We start from the raw sequence: 20,749 nt of genomic DNA on the forward strand, positions 1-20,749 counted from the left end.
ACGGCCCGGCGGTGCCGGACAGCAGCCGGACCGGGCCGAGGCCGGAGGCCGGGTCGAGCACCGCCGCGATCAGGCCGCGCAGCGCCGCCGCCTCGGCCGGATCGGCGGAATCGAGCCGGTTGCCCCGCAGCTGCAGCCGGCCGCTCTCGAACAGCCGGTCCGCCATGGCGTTGACGTGGACGACCCGGCCGTTGGCGGTGAGCAGCACCATCGCCCGGTCGAGCCGGTCGAGCACATCCTCGGCCAGGCGGGCCCGGCCGGCCAGCCCGTCCAGCCGCTGCGCCAGCGCCAGCGAGCGGCGGATATGCGGCACCAGCAGGCCGAAGCGCTCGGCCTCCGCCGGCGTGAACGGCCCGGCCCGGCGCGGCCGGCGCACGCTCATCCCGGCGATGCCGTCGAAGGCCGGATCGATGGCGGCCATGGTCCAGCGGCAGCCGTTCTCGTCCAGGAAGGCGCCGAAGTCCTGGCGGTCGAGCCAGGCGGGATCGACCACCTGATGGCAGAGCTGGACGGTCGGCGGCAGGCGCCGCCAGGCCGGCAGGCGCGGATCCTGCAGCGCATAGTCGCGCAGATAGCGGGCATGGGCGGCCGCGTCGTAGCCGACCGCGACGGTGAAGGCCGGGGCCGCGGCAGAGGATTCCAGCACCAGGACCTGCGCCATCTCGCCGCCCGCCCAGCGGCAGATCTCGGCGAGCACGGGCCGCCAGGCGTCGGGGTCGGTCCCGGCATCGTAGATCCGGCCGATCAGGTCGCTCAGCCGATCGAGTTCACCCATCCCAGGCTCCGCCATGGCGACCAGGATCATCAACGAAGCGCAGATTGCGCCGGCCGGCAAGGTGGTATGATGACCTCCTAGCTCGTCAGCCGGCGGCGACCATCGCTTCGATCAGCCGGTTGACCCCGGCCGCCGCCTCGATCGGCAGCATGTGGCCCTGGCCGGGGAACAGATGCACCGCCACCGCCGGCGGCAGGCCCCGGGCCTGGCGCGCCGGCAGGATGGCGTCGTCGGTGCCCCACAGCAGCTGGACCGGCATGGAAAGCTCCGCCAGCCGGTCGCGCAGCACCAGGCGCTGGCGGCCGGGGGCGAAGCACTGGCCGGCCAGGCGGCGCAACGTCGCCCGCACGCCCGGGCCGGACAGGGCCGCCAGCACCAGCTCGCCGAGCTCGGGCGTGACCAGCCCGGGATCGGCATAGAGCGGCCGCAGCGCCGCCGCCAGCGCCTGCGGGTCGTCCGCCGCCAGCAGCCGGCCGACGAAGCCGGTGTCGGCCTCCTCGCCCAGGCTGCCGGGGGCGACCAGGGTCAGCGAGGCGGCGCGGCCGGGGCGGGACAGGGCGGCCTGCAGCACCACCGCGCCGCCGAGGGAATGGCCGATCAGATGGGCGCGGCCGATGCCGACGGCGTCGAGGAAGGCCAGCAGCGCCTCGGCCAGGCCGGGCACGCCGCCGGCGCCGAGGTCCTGCGATGAGCCGCCATGCCCCGGCAGGTCGAGCGCGAGGACCGTATGCCGGGCCGCGAGCGGCACCTGGCAGGCGGCCCAGGTCAGGAGCTCGCCGGCGAAGCCATGCACCATGACAATCGGGGTGGGGACAATCGGGGCGCCCTGCCCCGGGCCCATGCGGCGGTAGCGGATCGCCCGGCCATCGGCGAGCATCGCCATCTGGGTGAGGACGCCGCCGGCGGTGGCCGGGTGAACGGGGCCGGAGAGGCTCATTCCGGGATGCCGGCGAGGCGGAACTGCAGCTTGTGCACGGCGTTGGCCTGCAGCTCGCCATAGCCGGCGACCAGGGCGGCGCGATACAGCTCCGCCGTCAGGGCGGTGCCCGGCATCGGCACGCCGCTGGCGCGGCCGAGATCGAGCATCAGCCCGATGTCCTTGGCCATGTTCTTGAGGTGGAAGGCCGGCGTGAAGTCGTTGGCCAGGGTCTTGCGCGCGGTGCCGCGGATGACGCCGGAGGAGCCGCCGAAGCGGTCCAGCACCTCGATCACGCCTTCGGCCGCCAGCCCGTTCTTGCGGGCCAGGGCCAGGCCTTCGCCGAGCGCCGCCATCTGCGCCGCGGACAGGAGGTTGCCGATCAGCTTCATCACCGCGCCGGCGCCGCTGGGGCCGAGATGGTGCACCCCGCCCGAGATCGCCGCGAGGATCGGCCGCACCGCATCCAGCACGGCGGGATCGCCGCCGACGATGAAGCCGATGCTGCCGTCCCAGGCCTGGTCCTTGCTGCCATAGACCGGGGCGTCGAGATAGGCGTGGCCGGCCGCCGCCGCCGCTTCGGCCAGGCTGCGCGACACGGCGGGGTCGGTCGTGGTGCTGTCGACGACCACCGCGCCCCGGGCGGCATGGGCGAAGGCGCCGTCGGGGCCGAGCAGCACGCCGCGCTGGGCGTCGGGCCCGGTGACGCAGAGCATGATGCGGTCGCGGCCGGCCGCCGCCGCCGCCACCGAGGCGGCGCGGACATAGAGGGGATGGGCGGCGATCTCCGCCGGCAGGTCCACGGCGCTGCGGTTCCAGGCATGCACGCGGTGCCCCGCCTGCAGCAGGTTGCGCACCATGCCCCGGCCCATCAGGCCGAGGCCGAGATAGGCGATGTCGGCCATGTCCCTCATCCTCTCCGTCACGACTCGGCGGGCCGCCCGGCCGCGCCTGCCTGCATCCTACAAAGGGCCGGGCCGGATGCCAGCCCGTGCCGGACGCGGCGCCGGCGGTCGGCACCGCAGCCGCCGCGCCCGTCATGTGCCTGAGACCTGGTTCCATGACACGAACGCATGTGCCGACCGCGCATCCGCGGACTAGTAACAAGATGAACCAGGGACGCTCTCGCGGAGGCCAAGCATATGTCAAACACAAGTCATCAGCTGCGCAACCTTTCCATCAAGGTCGGACATCCCTCTCTACCGAATGATCTGATTCTAGACGAAATTAGCGCAGATTTTCTGAAACTCTCTTGCGACGACCCGATCGATCAACTCGACATCGGAGAGAGGAAAGCGGCCGTCTTTCACTTCGGCAACGACATCAGGCACCAAATCGAGATCGATCTGATCGATTGCATCAGGAGCGGGAAGGACAAGACCGTCGTCTCCGCCGCATTTTCGAGCCCGGAGGACGATTCGGCATTCTGGCGTGCGTTGCGGCGTCATGCGCGACGAGCCGATGCCCCGGCCGCGACCACCGGGTGGCCACGCCTGCCGGTGCGCGCGCAATACACGGAAGCGGCGCGCCGGCAGCGCGTGAGCTTCCTGCAGGAGCATACCGGCGTCGAGCTCGACGACATCGCGACCACGTCGCTGGACCCGGAAAGCCTGACCCGGGTGACCGAAGCGTTCATCGGCACGGTGGAGGTCCCGGTCGGCGCCGCCGGACCGCTGCTGTTCCATGGTCAGCACGCGCTGGGTCACCTGTTCGCGCCGATGGCGACGACGGAGGGGTCGCTGGTCGCTTCGGCGATCCGCGGAGCGACGGCGATCACCGCCAGCGGCGGGGTGACGACGGCGGTTCTCGACCGCCGGATCACGCGCGTTCCGTTGTTCCAGATGGCGGATCTGCACGATGCGATGTTCCTGGGCCAATGGGTGCAGTCGCGGTTCGCCGACATCCGCCGCCAGACCGAGCTGATGTCGAAGCACGCGGTGCTGAAGCGGATCGAGCCGCAGATCCTCGGCCGGGACCTGCACCTTCACTTCGTCTACGACTCCGCCGACGCCGCAGGCCAGAACATGACCACGGGATGCACCTGGCGGGCATGCCACTGGATCATGGCCGAGATCGGCAGCGCGTTCGGCCTGAAGGTCGAGCGATTCATCATCGAGTCCAACCTCTCCAGCGACAAGAAGGTGACATTCAACAATTTCATGGTTGGCCGCGGCACGAGGGCGGTGGCCGAATGCAGGCTGCCGGCCGAGGTGACCCAGCGGTTCCTCCACGTGACCCCGGAGCAGCTGGTCCGCGGCTATCACAGCCTCGCCGCCGGCGGCGTGGCGGGCGGCATGATCGGCGTCAACATCAACATCGCCAACATGGTGGCCGCGATTTTCACGGCCACCGGGCAGGACATTGCGAGCGTGCACGAATCCGGGGTGGGGCATCTGACCCTGGACCTGGTCGACGCCGGCGCCGCGGTCTATGCCAGCCTGGTCCTGCCCAGCCTGCTGATCGGCACCGTCGGCGGTGGCACCCGGCTGCCGCAACAGCGCCGGTGCCTGCAGATGATCGACTGCGACGGCGCCGGCAAGTCGCCGCGGCTTGCCGAGATCATCTGCGGCTTCGCCCTGGCCCTGGACCTGTCGACATTGTCGGCCCTGGTCGCCGACGAATTCGCCGCCGCGCACCACCCGCTGGTCAAGGCTCGGGCCTCCGGGTGAGTCGCCGTCAAGGCGAGCCTGAACTCTGACGCTTCGGCCATGATGGCGAGGCCTGTTCTCTGCGCATTCGCTCGCGGAGCGCGCACGCCCCTCCCCCTGCCCCATTCCCGCAAGGGGATGGGGAGACTGGAAGGCCGATGATGGCTTCGCAGTTTGGGTCCGCGGGCCGAGCGAACCCAGTGGCATGCCGGCGAGATGTCGGGTTCGCGACGCGAACCCAACCCGCGCGGTCGTGCCGGCTCAGCTGCTGTCCGGTATCGACGGCTTCGGCATCGGTCGGCCAGCGTCGGACTCATCCGGCGGACGGGCCCAGCCCGCCGCGGCCGGAGGGCTCGCGGCAACAGATTCCGTGCTCCCGCCGGGCATGGTGTCGGCGGGGTCCGGATCGGTGTCGGCGACATCGGCCCAGCCCCGCGGCAGCCAGCCCGGGTTCGGCGGGCGGCCGATCTTGCGGCAGACCTCGCGCACGAACTCCTCGGGCGACAGGGAGTCGAGCTGCGCGTCCAGGATTTCGTCCTCGACCAGCGTCTCCCGGACCGTCGCCCGGACGTGCTCGACATCCTCGGCCACATCGGGCGCCGCGGCCGCCTCGACCACGGCCTCGGTGGCCTGCTCCCGCCGCTGCCGGTGCCGCTCCTCCTCGCCCGAGTCCTTGCGCTTCTTCTTCCGCATCCCGAAGTCGACGCGGATCCGCTCGGTCATCGCGATCGACAGCCGCATCGAGCGGGAGAGGCGCGATTGCATCAGCGCGTAGTCCGGCGCATCCGCCCCCCGCGGGCTCTGCTCCTGCTGCCGCATGAGCATCCGCTTGGTGCGGTCATCGACCTCGATCATGCTGCGCAGCATGTCCAGCGCCCACCCCGTCCACTTCATGTCGGGATCGGTCGGCCGGATGTCCTCGGAGTCGGATTGCGGGTTGTTCATAGAACGTATCATGAACATGAATCGCCGGCGCGCGCAATGAACATTGCGTGACCCGGCGCCGGCCGGCCATGACGGCGGCCGCCGGCGGGCCCGGGCGACGATCCCCTGCTAACTCGGCAGAATGTAGTCAGGCCATAAGGAAAGATCCGGCAAGGCAGACAGAGGAATATCGGTCTTTTCGGGCCGCATGACTGGCGCCGCCATGGAGATAATGGCCTTGTCGGAGGCGCGGGCGATGCCGACGGCGAGATCGGGGTCGACCCCGTGGACGACCAGAATGCTCCCGCCGCCGCCTTTTACCTCCGCCCGGAGAATGCCGGGCCGCACCTCAGTCATGCGCAGATCAGGCCGGTTTGCCATCGGCAAGACGGAGGTGTCGGGACTTGCCTCTTCGGGACCGTCGATGACGGCTTGGTACAGTTCCAGCAGCTCCGGACCGCCATCCGTCTCCTGGGGCCACAACACTGCGTCGGCGATCCCGCGCTTGCGGTTCATCAGTCGCTGCAGCAGGCAGTCGAAGGAATTGGGGCCGAGGCGCGGGTGGACGGCGAGTGGGATATGGATGGTGACGGGCTGGCTTTGACCGATCCGGTGTGTCCTGTCGTTGCACTGCTCCTCGACGGCGGGGTTCCACCACCGCGTGAGATGGATGACGTGGTTTGCCGCCGTGAGAGTCAGCCCGGTGCCCGCCGCGCGCGGTCCCATGACCAGGACGTCGAAGCCGCCGTCGTCAACCAGGTGCCGCTGGAAGCGGTCGGTGATCTCCTTGCGTGCATCGATGGGCGTACCGCCGTTGATGACGTAGACGCGGTCCAGCCCGAACTCGATCTTGATGAGTTCGGCAAACCACGCCTGAACGTCCCGGTTCTCGACGAAGACCAGCGCACGCTCGCCCTTCGCCTTGATGGCGGCGAGTATGTCCATGGCTGCATCGAGTCGGGCGGAAGAGGAGGTGAAGGTCTTCGGCACCTCGCCCTCAACCAGCCCGGGATGCAGGGATATGCGGCGGATATGATGCAGCAGGGCAAACATCCCGCCGCCCCTGCCGCGGATCTCGTCGTAACGCATCGCCTGCACCTCGGGCATGATACGCGGGTGCAGGATGCGGGCTTTGGGGGGCAGCTCGGGTGCGACATCCTTCTTCAGCCGGCGCAATCCAAGTGGTGGGTGCCCCAACTGGCCCGTGAAGATCGCCGCATGCAATTGTCGCATGCGCTCCTCCCGTGGCTCGTCGAAGACTCTTCGGAACTCGGCAAGCGGTCCGAGTGCTCCTGGAAACAGTTGGTCCATGACCGCCCAGATGTCGCGCGTCGCGTTCTCGACCGGCGTGCCGGTCAAGCCGATTCGGAAATCGGCATCCACCGCCTTCGCGGCCTCAGAGCGCATCGCGATCGGGTTTTTCAAATTTTGGATCTCGTCGAATACCGCAACCGCGAACCTGGTCTGCGAGAAGGTGACGGCGTAGTTGGCCAGCGTCTGATAAGTCGTGATCACTAGCCGCGGTGCATTCTCGACGGGCCCGAGATCGAGCCGCGCAGTCCCGTCGTCGATATCCCGCCCAGGCCGGCCCGGAGCCTTCCAGGCTTGAAGGTGCTGGCCATAGAGTCGCACAGGCTCATCCCAGAAGCCGGCATGCATATGGGCGGCACATTCGGCCTCCCAGTTCCGCAGCAGCGAGGTGGGAGCCACGATAAGCAAGGGCCGCGGCGCAAAGCGGCCGGCCTGCATGCGCTCCGCGAGCCAAGTGAGGAAGGAGAGGGTCTGCAAGGTCTTGCCAAGGCCCTGCTCATCCGCATTCAGGATGCCCGGAAGACCCGCCTGCCAGGCGGACACCTGCCATTCAAAGGCCGCGAACTGGTAGGGGCGCAGCTCGGTGGCGACTGCCGAAGGGAGAGAAACCGGCTCCCGCTCGCCACGTGTTTTCACCTTCGCGCAGAAATCTTGGTCCCAGAAGTTGCTGTGCGTGAGCGGCAGAAACACGGCTTGCGGATCGCCCGCCTCAGGCGCCTCCGCGCGGCGACGTAGCATCTCGAGCCGCCGCGCCAAAGCTTCGATTACCTCGTCGATCACCGGTATGGAGCCAACGCGATGGATCAGCGTTTCCGCTACCGCCACCTTGGCTTCTGCAAGGTCGAGAAGCAGCGGCTCTACCTCTTCGTCACGCAAGGCGCCCAGCAATTCGCCGAGCTCGGGCGTCATTGTCGCCGGAAGCCACGTCGTTCCCGAGCCGCTAATCTGGGCGGGTGTGGGGCGTGCCCACTCCGCGATAGCAATGACCCGAGATGACCACTCGCTTGTCTCGGTCCACGAACGGGCGATCTCACGCTCAAGCGCCTCCTGATAGCCTTCGGGGCTCATCAGTTCGTTCAGCCGGCCATCCTCAAGCGCCTGCCGTTCGATCGCCTCTGCGATGACCCGCTCCGCGTCGCGGATGAAGTGACGACGGCCCTCAGCGTCCCGGGCCGCGGCCTCGGCAATCACATCGATCACTGGCATCGCAGATCGATCGAGGATCAGGAATTTCGCCGGCCCGACGCGATAGGCCGGCTGGGCCTTGCGCGCCGCAGCTTGCCGCTGGAACGCCGCCAACTCTTCCCCTTGAAGCGACGATTTCGACGCGTCGGCTTGGACATCCTGCGGCAGCTGTGCGCCGACGAACGGCAGTGGAGCAAACAGGCTGTCGCCCTCGGGATCGAGGGCTAAACCGACACTGTCGCAGGTGACGATCTCGATCTGCTTCAGGGCGCCTTCCACGCCAATCGAACCGGCATCGTCCAGCGCTTCGATACCTAGGGCGCGGCGGAACTTGCCGAGGGCGAGCCAATGGTCTTGAAGCGGCGCCTGGGCATCGAACGCTTCCGCAATCTCGATCGCCTGCCAGATAGGACTCGGCAGCCGCAAAAACCCCGAGGCGTCCTCGACAACCGGGCCGATCCGGCGCAACGGCACTTTCCTTCCACCCGTCTCCCACCACCAATCGAGCCGGAAATCCGGGCCGCCGATCGAGCCCTTCATGGCCGCTTTGAAGATATACCGGGACACGGGGGGAGGAAGGCCGAGCACCCGCGCCGTGGAATTGTCGAGCTCCGCGACCAGCCGATGCGACAGGCGGACCGTATCCCCCGCGATCGTATGCTCCCGCCGGTCGCGGTCGAGCACGCGGAGCCGGGCCAGAGCCATCGCCACCTCGCGCTGCTCGCGCGGCAGGGCCTCGAGGTTGTGCTGTCGGCGGGAGCTCAGAAATGACAGCAGTCCGCGCTTCGGCTGAATGACGGACAGCGTGCAGCCCTCCGCATCGCAGGCGAAGCCGAAGCTCAGGCTCATCGGATCCTCTCTCGGACCCAGCCCATCCAGTCGCCGATGTGTCTCCGGGCGTCAGGATGGAGGTCGGGCAGGATGAAGGCATCGACGTCGTACTGGTCCTCGTAAAGCCGAGGGCTTCCGATGGCATCCTGTCGGAAGACATGGACACGGAAGTTGTGGGACCCCTCCACGATGACGTACCGTCCGATCCGCATGATCAGCAGGCTGATGTTCTTGCGACGAAGCTGGCGGCCGTAGGAGGAGTAGGCCGAGTCCCCGGTCGTTCGAGCCCGCTCATTGGCAATGGCCTGGGCGTCCGCCCCGAAGGACGGCCAAGCTTCGTCGATGCGCCCCTGCTCGTAGAGGCCCATCCAGAACCGGCGCCGCGCGGGCCACTGCTGACCGCCATCCAGGTTTTCCTCGGCGCGCGAAACCACGTCGAGGAAGGCCTCCATGCGTTGTCCGGCCAACCAGCGGAGCATGACGCGACGGCCATCCTCGCCGACCCGATCCCAGAATTGCGGATTGTCGCGGCGGGGATCGCCATAGGTCTCGGTCAGGACCTTGAGCAGCAGCGCGCGCAGCGCCGGAGGCGGCATCCCGTTCCGCCACGGACGCAACAGCCGCTGCACCACCTGCGCTGCGCGGTCGCCGTCGAGCGCGGGCGCACCGGCCGGGCGGATCCAGGCGAGCGTCCGCCGGGCGGCGGGTTCGTCGGTTGGCTCAGGCAGAGCCGCCAGCCAGGCCGCATGCACCTGGGCCATGAAGCCTGGCCCGTGCGGGGCGGATATGCCCTTGCCGAGCGCGGCCTCGTAAGGATCGGCCTGCACGGCCAGCCAGCGGCCGAAGGTCTGAGCGCCCGCCATGATATCGAGGAGCTCCGGCACCGATCGGAACACGGCCTGCCATGCTCTGGGCAGCCAGGCCGCCCGGGACTGAATGATGCGACCGAGTTCCAGAGTCAGCGGATTGTTCGTGATCCAGCCGGCCAGAAAGCCGTCGCACAGGGCTCCGAGCAGCGTCATCCGGGTGCAGTGCCGCAACTCACGCAGGAAGAAGGCCTCCAGTTCCGCCGGAAGCCGAGCGATCCGGGCCGCCCAAGCCCGCACGACCTGGGCGGTTTGTCCCTCGGTGATGCCGGCCCAGTCCCAGCGCGTGAGCGCCACGCCGAAGCGCGAGATCAAAACGTCGAGAGCCTCCAGTTGCACGGGCCGCCGGTCACCGAAACGAAGCCGGATGCGCTCGGCCGCCTGCACCAGCCGGACGGGATCTCGCGCCGGAGGCAGAGCGGATGGCAGCGCCGCGGTCCGGTCGAGCAAACTCATGGCACGGGTCCCGCCATGAGAAGCCGTCGGAGGCGGGGCAGGTCTTCGATCCGCTGCGGGATGTACTGTTCCTCGGGCGGTGTGAACATGATGAACCGCAGGTCGATCCTGCGGTTGGCGTCGCGCGACTGGTCGGAGTCATTGTCCCGGATCGGCCGGCCCTTGCCATATCCGGCGACGGACAAAATCGGCTGGTCCTTCAGGTTGCGGAAGCCCAGCAGATCCGAACTGGCCGTGACCATGATGGAATACACCGAGGTGCCTCGGCGCGAGCTCAGATCCATGTTCAGCACATCGGTGCCGGTGTTGTCCGTATGGCCTTCGATCTGCAGCGCGTCGATCAGCGCCACGGCGGGATTGCAGGCCGCGGACAGGAGCGTGCGATCGCCGAAGGAGAAGCACCGTAGCTCCTCGTCAAGAATCCCCGCTATCAGTTCCATCTTCCGTCGCCCGAGCGGGCTCGGCGCATCGCTTCCCGATCCGAACAGCCCGTCGCCCTTGAATTCGAGCGCATCTCCGTTGCGGCTGATCGAGACGTCGATCGAGTTGTCGGCGGCCTGGATCCGTTTCTGGATACGATCGAGCATCCGGCCCCGTAGCTCAGCGGTCCGGAAGTTGTAGCGCTCGATCGGGTTTTCTCCCTGCGCCGCCAGCCGGCGAAGCAACCAAGCCTTCTCCTCGCGCAGCTGCCGCGCCTCCTCGGCCATCTGGTCATAGCGCTCCTGCAGCCGGGCGTTCTCCTCACGCAGCCACCGCGCCTCGTCGGCCACCTTGTCGTAGCGCTCCTGCGGAACGCCGTTCTTCGGGGCGATCTGGGTCGCGAAGAAGGCCAGCAGGATCATGATGATGAACAGGAAGCTCACCGTCATGTCCGTCATAGAGATGAAGGCGGACTCTTCTTCCTCCTCCGCCCTCCGATGGCGCCGCGCTGTCCTCATGCCGACAGCCGCTCCTGCGGCGGATCACTCTCGGGAACGAAGGCACGCGCATTCTCGATCACGGCCTGCAGAGTCTGCAGGGCCTCGGCAAATCGGTCGTGCACGCCGTCGCCATGCTGCCGCAGCTCGCCCAGGGTGCGCTGCACCTGCCCAAGATAGTCGCTGAACGCCTTGTCGAGCTGCCCGTCATAGGCTTTGGCGCGGGACTCGAACGCCCGGATCAGCTCTTCGATGGAGCGGGCGGAGGCGACCACCACCGTCTTCTCCGCATCCACGGCGACCTTGGCGGCGTCGACCAGGCTCCTCGAGCCATCGGCCAGGGCGCGGGCGGAGTCCGCCGTTGAGCGCGCTGTCTCCAAGACCGGGGTTGAGGCCGCGTTCATGCTGTCGGCGGAGGTCGCGAGCTGCCCAGCGGCGGCCTCGATGCGCTGGACCAGCGCGTCGAAGTTCGAAGAGGAGCGCTCAAGCGTCGTCCTGAACCGCTCGGAAGTTTCGCCGAGTGCGGCGGAGAGGTCGGCCAGCCGGTCCGCCGCGCCGTCGATGCGTTCGGCGACGACCGCAATGGACTGCCCGAGATTGGCCGTCAAGGATTGGCCGAGCTCGTGCACCATGCCACCGATGGCTTCCGCACCGGTTGCCGTCATGCGCTCAAGCGGTTTGCTGAGCTCGGCAATCAACTGGGTGTTCAACAGTTGCTGCTGGGTGGTCTGCTCCTTGATCGCCGCAAGCTGCTGATCCGCGAGCGCTTCGAGGCTGACGAAGCTCATGCGCTTTTCCAATTCATGCGCGAGCGTCGTGGCGGCGCCTTCAAGCCCCGCCGCGCAGGCCCGCTGCACGACCGTGAAGACAATCGAGCAGAACAGCCCGGTCAACGACATGGTGAACTTGGCCGATGCCGTCCCAAGGAGGCGTTCCAATGCGCCGATCATCTGAGTCTGATCGCCGCCGCCGACCTCCAGGATGTTCTGCGTCTGGGCGAGTGCTGCGATCAGGCCCAAGAAGGTAAAGAACAGTCCCGCGGAAACAAAAAGGCCGGGCCATACACGCCAACCAGACAGCCCGAAATGCAAATCCTCGAGATTGATGAAGGCCGACGGGCGTACTGAATTGCGCACATAGCTGTCGCCATCACGATCTGGCTCAATCAACGTTTCGCGGAATTCCACGAAAGCCGCAGCCAGACGACGACCCGGACGTGAATTGTGCCGGTGCAGCTCCCTCTCGATATCGTGAAGCTGCTTTTGAAAGCCTGCTGCATCACCAGTGGAGCGAATGCGATTGGTTGTCTTGATTAGAATCCCGCGCCGTTGGCGCATGACGCCGATCATCAAGATCAAAAGGATCGCAAGGACGATAGCCAGCCCAAGACTCACCAATCCAGGTGAGTAATCGAGCGTGACGAGGTCAGCAATTTTTAGAATAAAATTTCTTATATTTGTTCCTAGGGAAATCCAGTCCATCGCGGCCTCATAAATTACGCGCAAACTCTAAGAGCACATCCACGACAACCAAATTAGATCGACATGCAGCGCCGAAGCATAAATGGTAGGAAAAAATAACATCCCCTTGTCATCCAATATCAAAACCAAACAAAAGTAGAGTGACTGCGTTAGCCAGCATCTACTGCGGATATGGCCTCAACGCAACCCGTGCTCATCAAAGATTCATTCATCCTCGGAACCCCATGCCGGTCGGACAACGGAATGAACAACACGGCTAAATAGCACGTACCGTCGCGCGCCGAAATCCCTCTCTAATGGACCAAAGACAGCGGGTCGACCGAAACGATGTTAACGCCGCCGCCGACGTTCCGCAGGATACCACCAAATTGGCACTGCTGTTGCGCCCTACTAGCTTCGCATCGCTAAGCGTTGGGACCTGTTCTCATGCTTAGCTGCAGCCAAGCAAGTATGCCGGTACGAATGATACGCGACTTCGACAAATGGGGTATGCCTGACGAGGGCGAGCACGGTCCAAATGTCCCGGATGCTCACGCAACCGTGCAATGTCTGCTTTCAGTCGGAGGAGAGGGGTCTCTTGGCTCGGCCCAGCCCGACCGTCGCAAGCCGGCGCGGAAGGCGAATGCGTCCCGGACCATTCGCGCGCGGACGCGCGCAGACCCCTCCCCCTGTCCCCCTCCCGCAAGGGGAGGGGAAGAAGGAAGGAGCGGGCTTCGGCGATTTCGAAGGGATCTCGCCGAAGGAGAAAGGTCTCGCCGAAGCAGGAGGCTGGCCGCAGCCCCCTACTTCCGCGCCTCGACGGTCAGGGCGCCGAAGCCGCCGCGGGCGTTGTATTGCGGGCGGTACATGTCCTCGACATAGGGCGCCGGCAGGGCGAAGCGGCCCGGGGTCACGGCGCGGGCGAGATAGGCCACCGTGAAGTACCGGGTGTCGCCGGCCAGGTCGATCGCCGCGACGTAGCGGTCGTCGCGCATCTCGACATGCTGCGTGTCCGACAGCGTGTCGGCGATGTCGCCCAGCTTCGCCCCGTTGCCGACCGACGGGTTCTCGATCTCCAGCCCCGCCGGCAGCAGGTCGACCACGAGCGCCTGGTGGTCGAGGTCGTCGGTGGCGCGGCCGCGCAGCAGCACGGTGACGAGGTCGCCCTGCTTCACCGCCGTCTTGGCCGGATCGAAGGGCCGGCCGTCGCGGTCGAGATAGGTGCGGGTGATCTCGAAGCCATCGCCGCCCGCCGGCAGCGGCGCCGCGGGCACGCCGCGCACCGTCAGCACCTGGCGCATCGGGCCGCTGCCGGTGTTCTTCACCATGATGCCGGCGGCCAGGGCCGCGGCCTCCGGGTTCAGCCGGTAGAGGATGCCGGGATCGGCCACCGGTTTGCCGGCGACGTCGAGCGACAGCGGCGTGGCGCCGTCCAGCGCCGCGTCGGCCGCGATCAGCAGCCAGGTCATGTCCTGCGTGCTCCAGTACCGGTCGCGGGCGAACAGGTCGGCGGCGACGTCGACCTGCTGCAGAACCTCGTCCTGCGGCTGCTTGGCCTCGTGCAGCAGCGCCGCGGTGGCGGCGTGGTCGCGCAAGGGCGAGCCGTAGTCGCCGTAGAAGTTCTCCGGACGCTCGGTCGAGGTCGCCGCGGCGAAGGCCCTGGCGGTGCGCGCCGTGTCGCCGAACTGGGCGGCGGCCGCGGCGATCTGCGCCTGCGACACGGGGGTCTGGTACTTCGGCAGGCAGTTGTCGACGTAGTAGCGCATGGTGCCGACATCGCCGCCGCCGGCCCGGGACACCACGTACAGCGCATAGGCGCTGGCCGGGGTGCATTCGGTGCGCGCCTCGTACCAGTCGAGGTAGTTGGCGAGGTACTTGACGCCGCGCTGATAGGCGCGCTCCGGGATGCGGTAGCCGCCCTCGGCCCGCGCCCGGGTCAGGAAGTCGAGCGCATAGGCGGAGAGCCAGGGGTTGGCGTCGCCGAAGGGCGACCACATGCCGAAGCCGCCGGCCGGCTGCTGCGCCGTCATGATCCGGTCGATGGCGCCCTGCACCTTGCGGCGCACGTCGTCCGGCTTGAAGCCGCTGTCGACCTTCTCCGCCACCTTGGCGACGTAGAGCAGCGGCAGGGCCTTGCTGGTGGTCTGCTCGACGCAGCCATAGGGGTAGTCGTCCAGCGCCTTCAACAGGCCCGGGATGTCGAAGGTCGGGCGGGTGGAGAAGCTGGCGAAGACCTGGACGGTGTCGGGCAGGAAGCCCTTGACCAGATCGGCGTTCAGCACCACCGACTGGTTGGGCTGGACCAGGGTGGCGATGCGGTCGGTGGTCAGCGCCTGGGCCGGGCGCACCGACAGGTCCCAGTCGCGGTCGCGCTGGAAGCCGTCGGGGCCGGTGACGCTGATCCGGATCTTGCCGACGCCGCTGGCGGTGGCGGTCAGCGGGATCGGGCGACGGGCCTCGGCCCCGGCCGCGACGGTCTGGGTGAACTGGGCCGAGGCGGCGGCGACCGAGAGCGGGCCTTCGGCCGCGACGCGGACGGCGTAGTCGCCTGCCGGGCCGGACAGGTTGCGCAGCGAGAAGGCCAGCTGGGCCTGGTCGCCCGGCGCCAGGAAGCGCGGCACGCCGATCTCGGCGATCACCGGGTCGCGCACCTTCATCGCGGTGGAGGCGGCGCCGAGCGCGGTCGGCGTCCAGGCCACGGCCATCAGCCGCAGCTCGCCGTCGAAATCCGGCAGGTCGAGCGGCACGGTGACGCGGCCGTCGGCGCCGACCGGCAGGATGCCGCTGTACAGCGCGACGGTGCGGGTGGAGCGCTTCGGCAGCCCGGCCATCTGCTGGGCCGCGGCGTCGCCGCCGGTGCGGACCTGGCCGCGGCGGCCGTCGCTGATGATCAGCCGGCCATAGGCGTCGCGCATCTCGACGCCGAGGGCGCGGCGGCCGAAATAATGGTCGGTCGGGTCCGGCGACTGGAAGTCGGTGAGCAGCAGGATGCCCTCGTCGACCGCGGCCAGGGTGACCCAGGCGCCCTGCCCCTGCGGCACGCCGGTGACGGTCAGCGGCAGGTCGAGCCGCTGGTTCGGGCGGATCTCGGCCGGCGCGTCGATCGAGACGCCCAGCACCCGCTCGGTGACGTCGATGCCGAACCAGGCGACGCCGACGGCGCGGCCGGGGCCGTGGCGGCGCTCGCCGCCCTCGCCCGAGGGGCGGAAGGCGGTGGCCAGGACATAGGCGCCGGCGCCCCAGTCGGACGAGACCGGGATCTCGACCGTGGCGCCGTCGGCCGGGACGGCGACGTCGCGCGTCTCCAGCACCCGGTCATTGGCGATGAACAGCAGCACGTCGCCGGCGAAAGGCGGCTCGATCCGCACCCGGGCGGTGTCGCCGGCCTTGTAGCTGGTGCGGTCGAGGGCGACGGTCAGCTTGTCCGGGGTCGGGTTCGGGTCGTCCGACACCCACCAGCCGGCATAGAAGCGGGACGAGGTGGCGCCGCCGCCCTTCGGGTCGTAGACGTCGAGCCGGAAATTGCCCCAGCCGACCGGCTGGCGGATCGCCGCCGGCGCGTTCGGGGCGACGTCGACGGTGCCGTCCGCCACCTTGCGGTCGCGGGTGACGACCTTGTAGTCCCAATGCCCGTCGGTCGAGAACCACTGGTAGTCGTGGATCTCCTCCACCAGGTCCCAGCGCAGGCCGCGGAGCGCGGCCGGGCGGCCGCCGGCATCGAGGCCGATGACCTCGAAGCGGGCGTCGGCGCCCTCGGCCAGCGAGCCGGAGAACAGCGGCTTCAGGCCGATCCAGGGATGCTCCTGCCGCACCGGCAGGGTCATGGTCTCGTTGGCGGTGCGGCCGCTGGAATCGAACACCGCGGTGCGGATCTCGGCCTCGAGCGGCACGGTGGTGTCGGGCAGGCCGTCCAACAGGATGTCGACCCGGCTCTGGCCCGCGGCATCGGTGGCCGGGGTGGTGATCGGGCGGGTGCGCGGCGAGAAGGCGTCCTGCACCAGGCCGAACTTGTAGTCGGAATAGTCCGGGAAGGGCTGGGCCGCCTGCTGCAGGGTCAGGCTGGCCTCGGTGGCCAGCTCGGCCGCCGGGGCGCCGTACAGGAACTGGGCGTCGATGGCGACGACCGCCGGCTTGCTGACGCGCAGGTCCTTGGCGTCGGTCTTCAGGTCGACGCGGATCCGCGCCGGCACGAACTCCTCGACCTGGAACGGGGTGCTGCCGATGGCCTGGCCCTTCGGGTCGACATAGGCCTCGGCGGTCCAGGTGCCGGTATAGGCGCTGTCGGCCAGCGGCACGTCGATGCTGTAGGAGCCGCCGCCCTGGTCGGTCGCCTGCTGGACCTGGGCCTCGACCCCGTCCGGCCGGCTGATCTTGACCGTCAGCGGCACGCCGTCGATGGCGGCCGCGCGCTCGTTGCGCAGCAGCGTGGTCAGATGCACCGTCTCGCCCGGGCGGTAGACGCCGCGCTCCGGGTAGAGGAAGGCGTCGAGCGGCCCCGGCTCGGCCCGGCCGCTGACGCCGCGGTCGGACAGGTCGAAGGCCGGGCCGGTCAGCTCGAGGAAGGTGAAGTCGCCGGAGCCATAGGCATAGACCGCGGCCGGCCGGTTGCCGCCCTGCCCGGCCATGACCCCGGCCGGGAAGGTGGCGAGGCCGCCGGCATCGGTCTCGGCCTCGCCCAGCACCGCATTGTTGCGGGCGAGCAGGGCGAGCTTGACGCCCGGTTGCGCCTTCGCCGAGGACAGCGAGCGCGTGGCGACGGTCAGCCCCTGCTGGCCGGAGAAGCTGGCGAGGCCGAGATCGGTGACCACGATCCACTGCGTGCCGGGGGTCTGGTAGCTGTCCTCGTCCGCCTTGGCGTCGACCGCCGACAGCAGGTAGACGCCCGGCTTGGGCTGCGGCAGCACCGTGTCCATCGGCACGCCGGTGACCACCGCCTTGTTGGTCTCGCTCTCGACCGGCATGGTGCCGGACCACACCTGCTCGCCGGCATCCTGGGCCAGGCTGTCGACGTCGTAGCTCTCCAGCATCTGGCCGATGCGGCCCTGGGCCACCTGGTCGATCAGGTTGCGGTCGTTGATGCGCAGCAGGCGCAGCCGGACCTCGGAGATGTTGACCGTGGTCAGCGGCACGGTGCCCTCGCCGCCCTTGGGCAGGACATAGGCGCTGCCGCGGAACACCACGCTGGCCGGGCGGTCGTCGACCGTCAGGTCGAAGCTGTCATCGGCGGTCAGCGTGTCGCCGTCGACCGACTTGATGCCGGCCAGCAGCGTCACGGTGTAGGTCTGGCCGAAGGACACGCCTTCGAGGCAGATCTGCTTGTCCGACGGGATCACCTCGACCGGCACGGCCGGCTCGATCCTGACGTAGTCGGAGTAGCGGACGGTGCGGCCGTCGACGATCGAATCGGAGAAATCGGCGCAGAGCTGCGGCGCGTCGCGGTCGTTCTGGGCGTAGGTCGAGGTGACGCGGAAGCCGTACTGGTCGCGCAGGGTGTTGGCGTATTCGGTGTTGTCGTCGCTCGGCGCCAGCTGGGCGCCCTCGGCCGCGACCTTGATCGCCTCGCGGCCCTTGTCCTGCTGCTCCAGCCCGCGGGCCAGCAGGATCAGGGCGGCGCCGCGCAGCTTGTCGGTGCCGGCGTTGCTGTAGGCGGCGAAGGCGGCGTTCAGCCCGTCCTGCGAATAGGGGGAGCTCTGCTGCAGCGCCTGGGCCAGGCCGAACCAGGCGCCGGCGTCGGCGGGGCGCTGGCCGAGGATCAGCTGCCAGGCCGAGACCGCATCGTCCCAGCGCTCGCCCTTGGCGGCGTCGGCGGCGCGGGCCCGCAGCGCCTTGAGGTCGCGCTGGTCGGCGGGGGCGGCGCTGGCCTGCTGCTCCAGCTTCCTGGCATAGGCGGCGGCGCCGGCGGCGTAGCCGGGCGCCTGATAGGCCGAGGCGGCCGGGGGCATGGCCAGGGTCGCGGTCAGGAGCGCCGCCGCCGCGGCAAGAGTGGCGAAACGCAGCTTCAAGGCCATGAGATCCCCCAATCACGGTGCCCGGTTCGCCGGAGCCCCTGCGACAAACTATACGCGAGATCGCGTCGAAACCATGACGCAGCTGCGACGGCGGAACGCGCTCCCCCTGCCGCGGCGACGCGACTATGATCGCCCGTCCTTCGCGGAGCTGCCCATGATTCGACCCCTGGCGATCGTCCTGCCGCTGCTGGTGTCCCCCGTCCTGGCCGCCGCCGCCTGGGCCGCCGACCCGCTGACCGGCGCGCAGATCCAGGCGCAGATCGTCGGCAACACGGTCGAAGGCACGGCCGGCGACGTCGAATACACCGAATTCTACGCCACCGACGGCACCATCCACGGGCTGGGCGACGACGGGCCCTATGCCGGGCAGTGGTCGATCGAGAACGACCGGATGTGCTTCGACCTGGGCGAGACCAAGGAATGCGACAAGGTCCAGCTGGACGGCAGCAAGATCCAGCTCTTCGCCGATGACGGGTCGCTGGTCGCGGTGGGGGAGCTGAAGCCGGGGAATCCGGGGAATCTCTAGGGGCCTACGCCCCCTTCAGCTGCCGCTCGCGGTAGTAGATGAACAGGCCGGAGGCGATGATCACCAGGTTGCCGATGACGATGTTCAGCATCGGCACGTCGCCCCAGATCGCCCAGCCGAGCGCCGCGGCGATGACGATGGTGGAGTACTGGTAGGGCGCCACCACCGCGGCCGGGGCCAGCGACAGCGCCTTGTTCATGCACAGATGTGCGCCCATCGCCACCACGCCGAGGCCCAGCAGCAGCGCCCAGTCGAAGCCGGTCGGCGGCACCCAGGCGAAGGGCACGGTGGCGGCGCCGGCCAGGCCGGTGCCGATGATCTGGTAGGTGATCAGGCCCAGCCCGCCGGTGTGGCGGACGCGGCGGGTGACGATCAGGATCAGGCTGAACATGGTGGCGCCGGCCAGCGCGATCAGGGCCGAGGAGGACAGCGCCGCCCCGGTCGGGCGCAGCACGATCAGGACGCCGACGAAGCCGATCAGCACCGCCGCCCAGCGCCGCGGCCCGACCTTCTCGCCGAGCAGCGGCACCGACAGCGCGGTCACGATCAAGGGCGCGGCCATGTAGAAGGTCATGACGTCGGCCAGCGGCAGGCCGCGCACGGCGAAGTAGAAGGTCGCGACCTCGGCCGCCATCAGGACGACGCGCAGCAGGTTCATCCAGGGCTGGTCCGGCGTCAGCAGGCTGCGGAAGCCGCGGATCACCCAGGGCAGCAGCAGGATGAAGGCACCGATGCTGCGGATCAGCAGCACCTGGCCGACGGTGTAGTCGGCGACCAGCCACTTGCCCAGCGCGTCGTTGAAGGTGAACAGCGACATGCCGAGGAAGAACAGCAGGATGCCGGCGCCGTGCCCGCCCTCCGTCCGACCGTCCAGCTTCTGGGCGCCGATCGCCGCCATTCCCGCGTTTCCCCATTCCGTTCGCCCTTCTCTGCCCGAGGAATTTGTCGGACAGAAGCGGAAAGGCCACGGGCCGGGCATGCAGGACACGAAGGCGGCCGTCCGGGCCGCCCTCGCGTCCGGCCGATGTCAGGCCTTGCGCTCGACCACGAAGCGGGCGACGGCGCGCAGCGCCTCGGCGCGCTCGCCGAACGGGTCGAGATGGCGGCAGGCCTGGTCGGCCAGCATCCGGGCCTGGGATTCGGCCCGTTCGAGGCCGAGGATCGAGACGAAGGTCGCCTTGCCGGCCGCCTGGTCCTTGCCCGGGGTCTTGCCGATCTCCTCGGCCCGGCCGCGGACGTCGAGCAGGTCGTCGGCGATCTGGAAGGCCAGGCCCATGTCGTGGGCATAGGCCTGCAGCGCGCCGCGCCGCGAATCCTCGACCTTGCCGAGGATCGCCCCGGCCTCGCAGGAGAACTCGAACAGGGCGCCGGTCTTCAGCCGCTGCAGCCGGGTGATGGCGCCGATCTCGGTCAGCGGCGTCTGCTCCGCCTGCATGTCGAGCGCCTGGCCGCCGACCATGCCGGCGGAACCCGATGCGCGGGCCAGTGCAGCGACGAGGGCGATGCGCACCTTCGGGTCGGCATGGGTCTCGCTGTCGGCCAGCACCTCGAAGGCCTGGGTCAGCAGCGCGTCGCCGGCCAGGATCGCGGTGGCCTCGTCATAGGCCTTGTGCGTGGTCGGCTTGCCACGGCGCAGATCGTCATTGTCCATCGCCGGCAGGTCGTCATGGACCAGCGAATAGCAGTGGATCATCTCGACCGCCGCGCCGACGCGCAGCGCGCAGCTTTCGGCGACGCCGAACAGCCGCGCGGACGATACCACCAGGAAGGGGCGCAGCCGCTTGCCGCCGCCCAGCGAGGCGTAGCGGATGGCTTCGGCCAGCGGCGGCTCGCCCGCCTGGGGCTTGGGCAGCAGGCGATCCAGGACGCGCTCGAGCTGCACGCCCGCCTCGGCCATGGCTTTGCTCAGATCAATCGACAAGACAC

General features: G+C 68.8%; 13 protein-coding genes. 2 read left to right on the forward strand and 11 right to left on the reverse strand.

All coding sequences use genetic code 11. The features are described from left to right. The 3 genes from FFK22_RS42700 to FFK22_RS03805 form a co-directional block, all read right to left on the reverse strand. Positions 1–775, reverse strand: a 775-nt coding sequence (locus FFK22_RS42700) for a hypothetical protein (protein WP_186002291.1), incomplete at its 3' end; no start/stop codon positions are given. Between the two features lie 85 nt (positions 776–860). Continuing rightward, the gene (locus tag FFK22_RS03800; protein ID WP_138892019.1) at positions 861–1,712 is read right to left on the reverse strand and encodes an alpha/beta fold hydrolase; all 852 of its coding nucleotides are present in this window, start codon (positions 1,710–1,712) and stop codon (positions 861–863) included. After that, on the reverse strand, positions 1,709–2,596 hold the full coding sequence (locus tag FFK22_RS03805; RefSeq protein ID WP_186002292.1) for an NAD(P)-dependent oxidoreductase: 888 nt from the start codon (positions 2,594–2,596) through the stop codon (positions 1,709–1,711). Before FFK22_RS03805 ends, FFK22_RS03800 begins: the two co-directional genes overlap by 4 nt. Before the next feature lie 237 nt (positions 2,597–2,833). On the opposite strand from FFK22_RS03805, the gene FFK22_RS03810 reads away from it, so the two are divergent. Further along, a complete protein-coding gene (locus FFK22_RS03810) occupies positions 2,834–4,360 on the forward strand; it encodes a hydroxymethylglutaryl-CoA reductase (RefSeq protein ID WP_138892021.1) in 1,527 nt (508 codons plus the stop codon). Positions 4,361–4,600: 240 nt separating this feature from the next. On the opposite strand, the gene FFK22_RS03815 is transcribed toward FFK22_RS03810, so the two are convergent. The 6 genes from FFK22_RS03815 to FFK22_RS03840 all read right to left on the reverse strand — a co-directional run bounded on the left by FFK22_RS03815 (position 4,601) and on the right by FFK22_RS03840 (position 18,297). Next, entirely contained in the window at positions 4,601–5,284 is a 684-nt protein-coding gene (locus FFK22_RS03815) for a hypothetical protein (protein ID WP_143956795.1), read from the reverse strand. Between the two features lie 108 nt (positions 5,285–5,392). Then, positions 5,393–8,608 (reverse strand): DEAD/DEAH box helicase, encoded by a 3,216-nt coding sequence (locus tag FFK22_RS03820; RefSeq protein WP_138890407.1) that lies wholly within the window; start codon positions 8,606–8,608, stop codon positions 5,393–5,395. Next, positions 8,605–9,912 (reverse strand): EH signature domain-containing protein, encoded by a 1,308-nt coding sequence (locus FFK22_RS03825; RefSeq protein WP_138890406.1) that lies wholly within the window; start codon positions 9,910–9,912, stop codon positions 8,605–8,607. The genes FFK22_RS03820 and FFK22_RS03825 overlap by 4 nt, the downstream gene beginning before the upstream one ends. After that, positions 9,909–10,775, reverse strand: coding sequence for an OmpA family protein (locus FFK22_RS03830; protein WP_186002293.1), 867 nt, complete (start codon positions 10,773–10,775; stop codon positions 9,909–9,911). The genes FFK22_RS03825 and FFK22_RS03830 overlap by 4 nt, the downstream gene beginning before the upstream one ends. 71 nt (positions 10,776–10,846) lie before the next feature. Then, the gene (locus FFK22_RS03835; protein WP_138890404.1) at positions 10,847–12,310 is read right to left on the reverse strand and encodes a methyl-accepting chemotaxis protein; all 1,464 of its coding nucleotides are present in this window, start codon (positions 12,308–12,310) and stop codon (positions 10,847–10,849) included. A 782-nt stretch (positions 12,311–13,092) separates the two neighbouring features. Further along, a complete protein-coding gene (locus tag FFK22_RS03840) occupies positions 13,093–18,297 on the reverse strand; it encodes an alpha-2-macroglobulin (protein ID WP_138890403.1) in 5,205 nt (1,734 codons plus the stop codon). A gap of 154 nt (positions 18,298–18,451) precedes the next feature. Here FFK22_RS03840 and FFK22_RS03845 point away from each other — a divergent pair, with 154 nt between their 5' ends. Beyond that, positions 18,452–18,823: a hypothetical protein gene (locus FFK22_RS03845; RefSeq protein ID WP_138890402.1), complete on the forward strand. Its 372-nt coding sequence runs from the start codon at positions 18,452–18,454 to the stop codon at positions 18,821–18,823. 4 nt (positions 18,824–18,827) lie between these two features. On the opposite strand, the gene FFK22_RS03850 is transcribed toward FFK22_RS03845, so the two are convergent. Next, on the reverse strand, positions 18,828–19,721 hold the full coding sequence (locus tag FFK22_RS03850) for a DMT family transporter (protein ID WP_138890401.1): 894 nt from the start codon (positions 19,719–19,721) through the stop codon (positions 18,828–18,830). 129 nt (positions 19,722–19,850) lie between these two features. After that, positions 19,851–20,720 (reverse strand): polyprenyl synthetase family protein, encoded by an 870-nt coding sequence (locus FFK22_RS03855; protein WP_138890400.1) that lies wholly within the window; start codon positions 20,718–20,720, stop codon positions 19,851–19,853. Positions 20,721–20,749: the final 29 nt, after the last annotated feature.

Source organism: Mycobacterium sp. KBS0706, assembly GCF_005938675.2.
In the GTDB taxonomy this organism is placed as follows: Bacteria; Pseudomonadota; Alphaproteobacteria; order DSM-16000; family Inquilinaceae; genus Inquilinus.

Excerpts from the sequence above, each read along its gene's own strand:
- FFK22_RS03800 (WP_138892019.1), bottom strand. The coding sequence starts at position 1,712 with ATGAGCCTCTCCGGCCCCGTTCACCCGGCCACCGCCGGCGGCGTCCTC.
- FFK22_RS03805 (WP_186002292.1), bottom strand. The coding sequence starts at position 2,596 with ATGGCCGACATCGCCTATCTCGGCCTCGGCCTGATGGGCCGGGGCATG.
- FFK22_RS03810 (WP_138892021.1), top strand. The coding sequence starts at position 2,834 with ATGTCAAACACAAGTCATCAGCTGCGCAACCTTTCCATCAAGGTCGGA.
- FFK22_RS03815 (WP_143956795.1), bottom strand. The coding sequence starts at position 5,284 with ATGAACAACCCGCAATCCGACTCCGAGGACATCCGGCCGACCGATCCC.
- FFK22_RS03820 (WP_138890407.1), bottom strand. The coding sequence starts at position 8,608 with ATGAGCCTGAGCTTCGGCTTCGCCTGCGATGCGGAGGGCTGCACGCTG.
- FFK22_RS03825 (WP_138890406.1), bottom strand. The coding sequence starts at position 9,912 with ATGAGTTTGCTCGACCGGACCGCGGCGCTGCCATCCGCTCTGCCTCCG.
- FFK22_RS03835 (WP_138890404.1), bottom strand. The coding sequence starts at position 12,310 with ATGGACTGGATTTCCCTAGGAACAAATATAAGAAATTTTATTCTAAAA.
- FFK22_RS03840 (WP_138890403.1), bottom strand. The coding sequence starts at position 18,297 with ATGGCCTTGAAGCTGCGTTTCGCCACTCTTGCCGCGGCGGCGGCGCTC.
- FFK22_RS03845 (WP_138890402.1), top strand. The coding sequence starts at position 18,452 with ATGATTCGACCCCTGGCGATCGTCCTGCCGCTGCTGGTGTCCCCCGTC.
- FFK22_RS03850 (WP_138890401.1), bottom strand. The coding sequence starts at position 19,721 with ATGGCGGCGATCGGCGCCCAGAAGCTGGACGGTCGGACGGAGGGCGGG.
- FFK22_RS03855 (WP_138890400.1), bottom strand. The coding sequence starts at position 20,720 with ATGGCCGAGGCGGGCGTGCAGCTCGAGCGCGTCCTGGATCGCCTGCTG.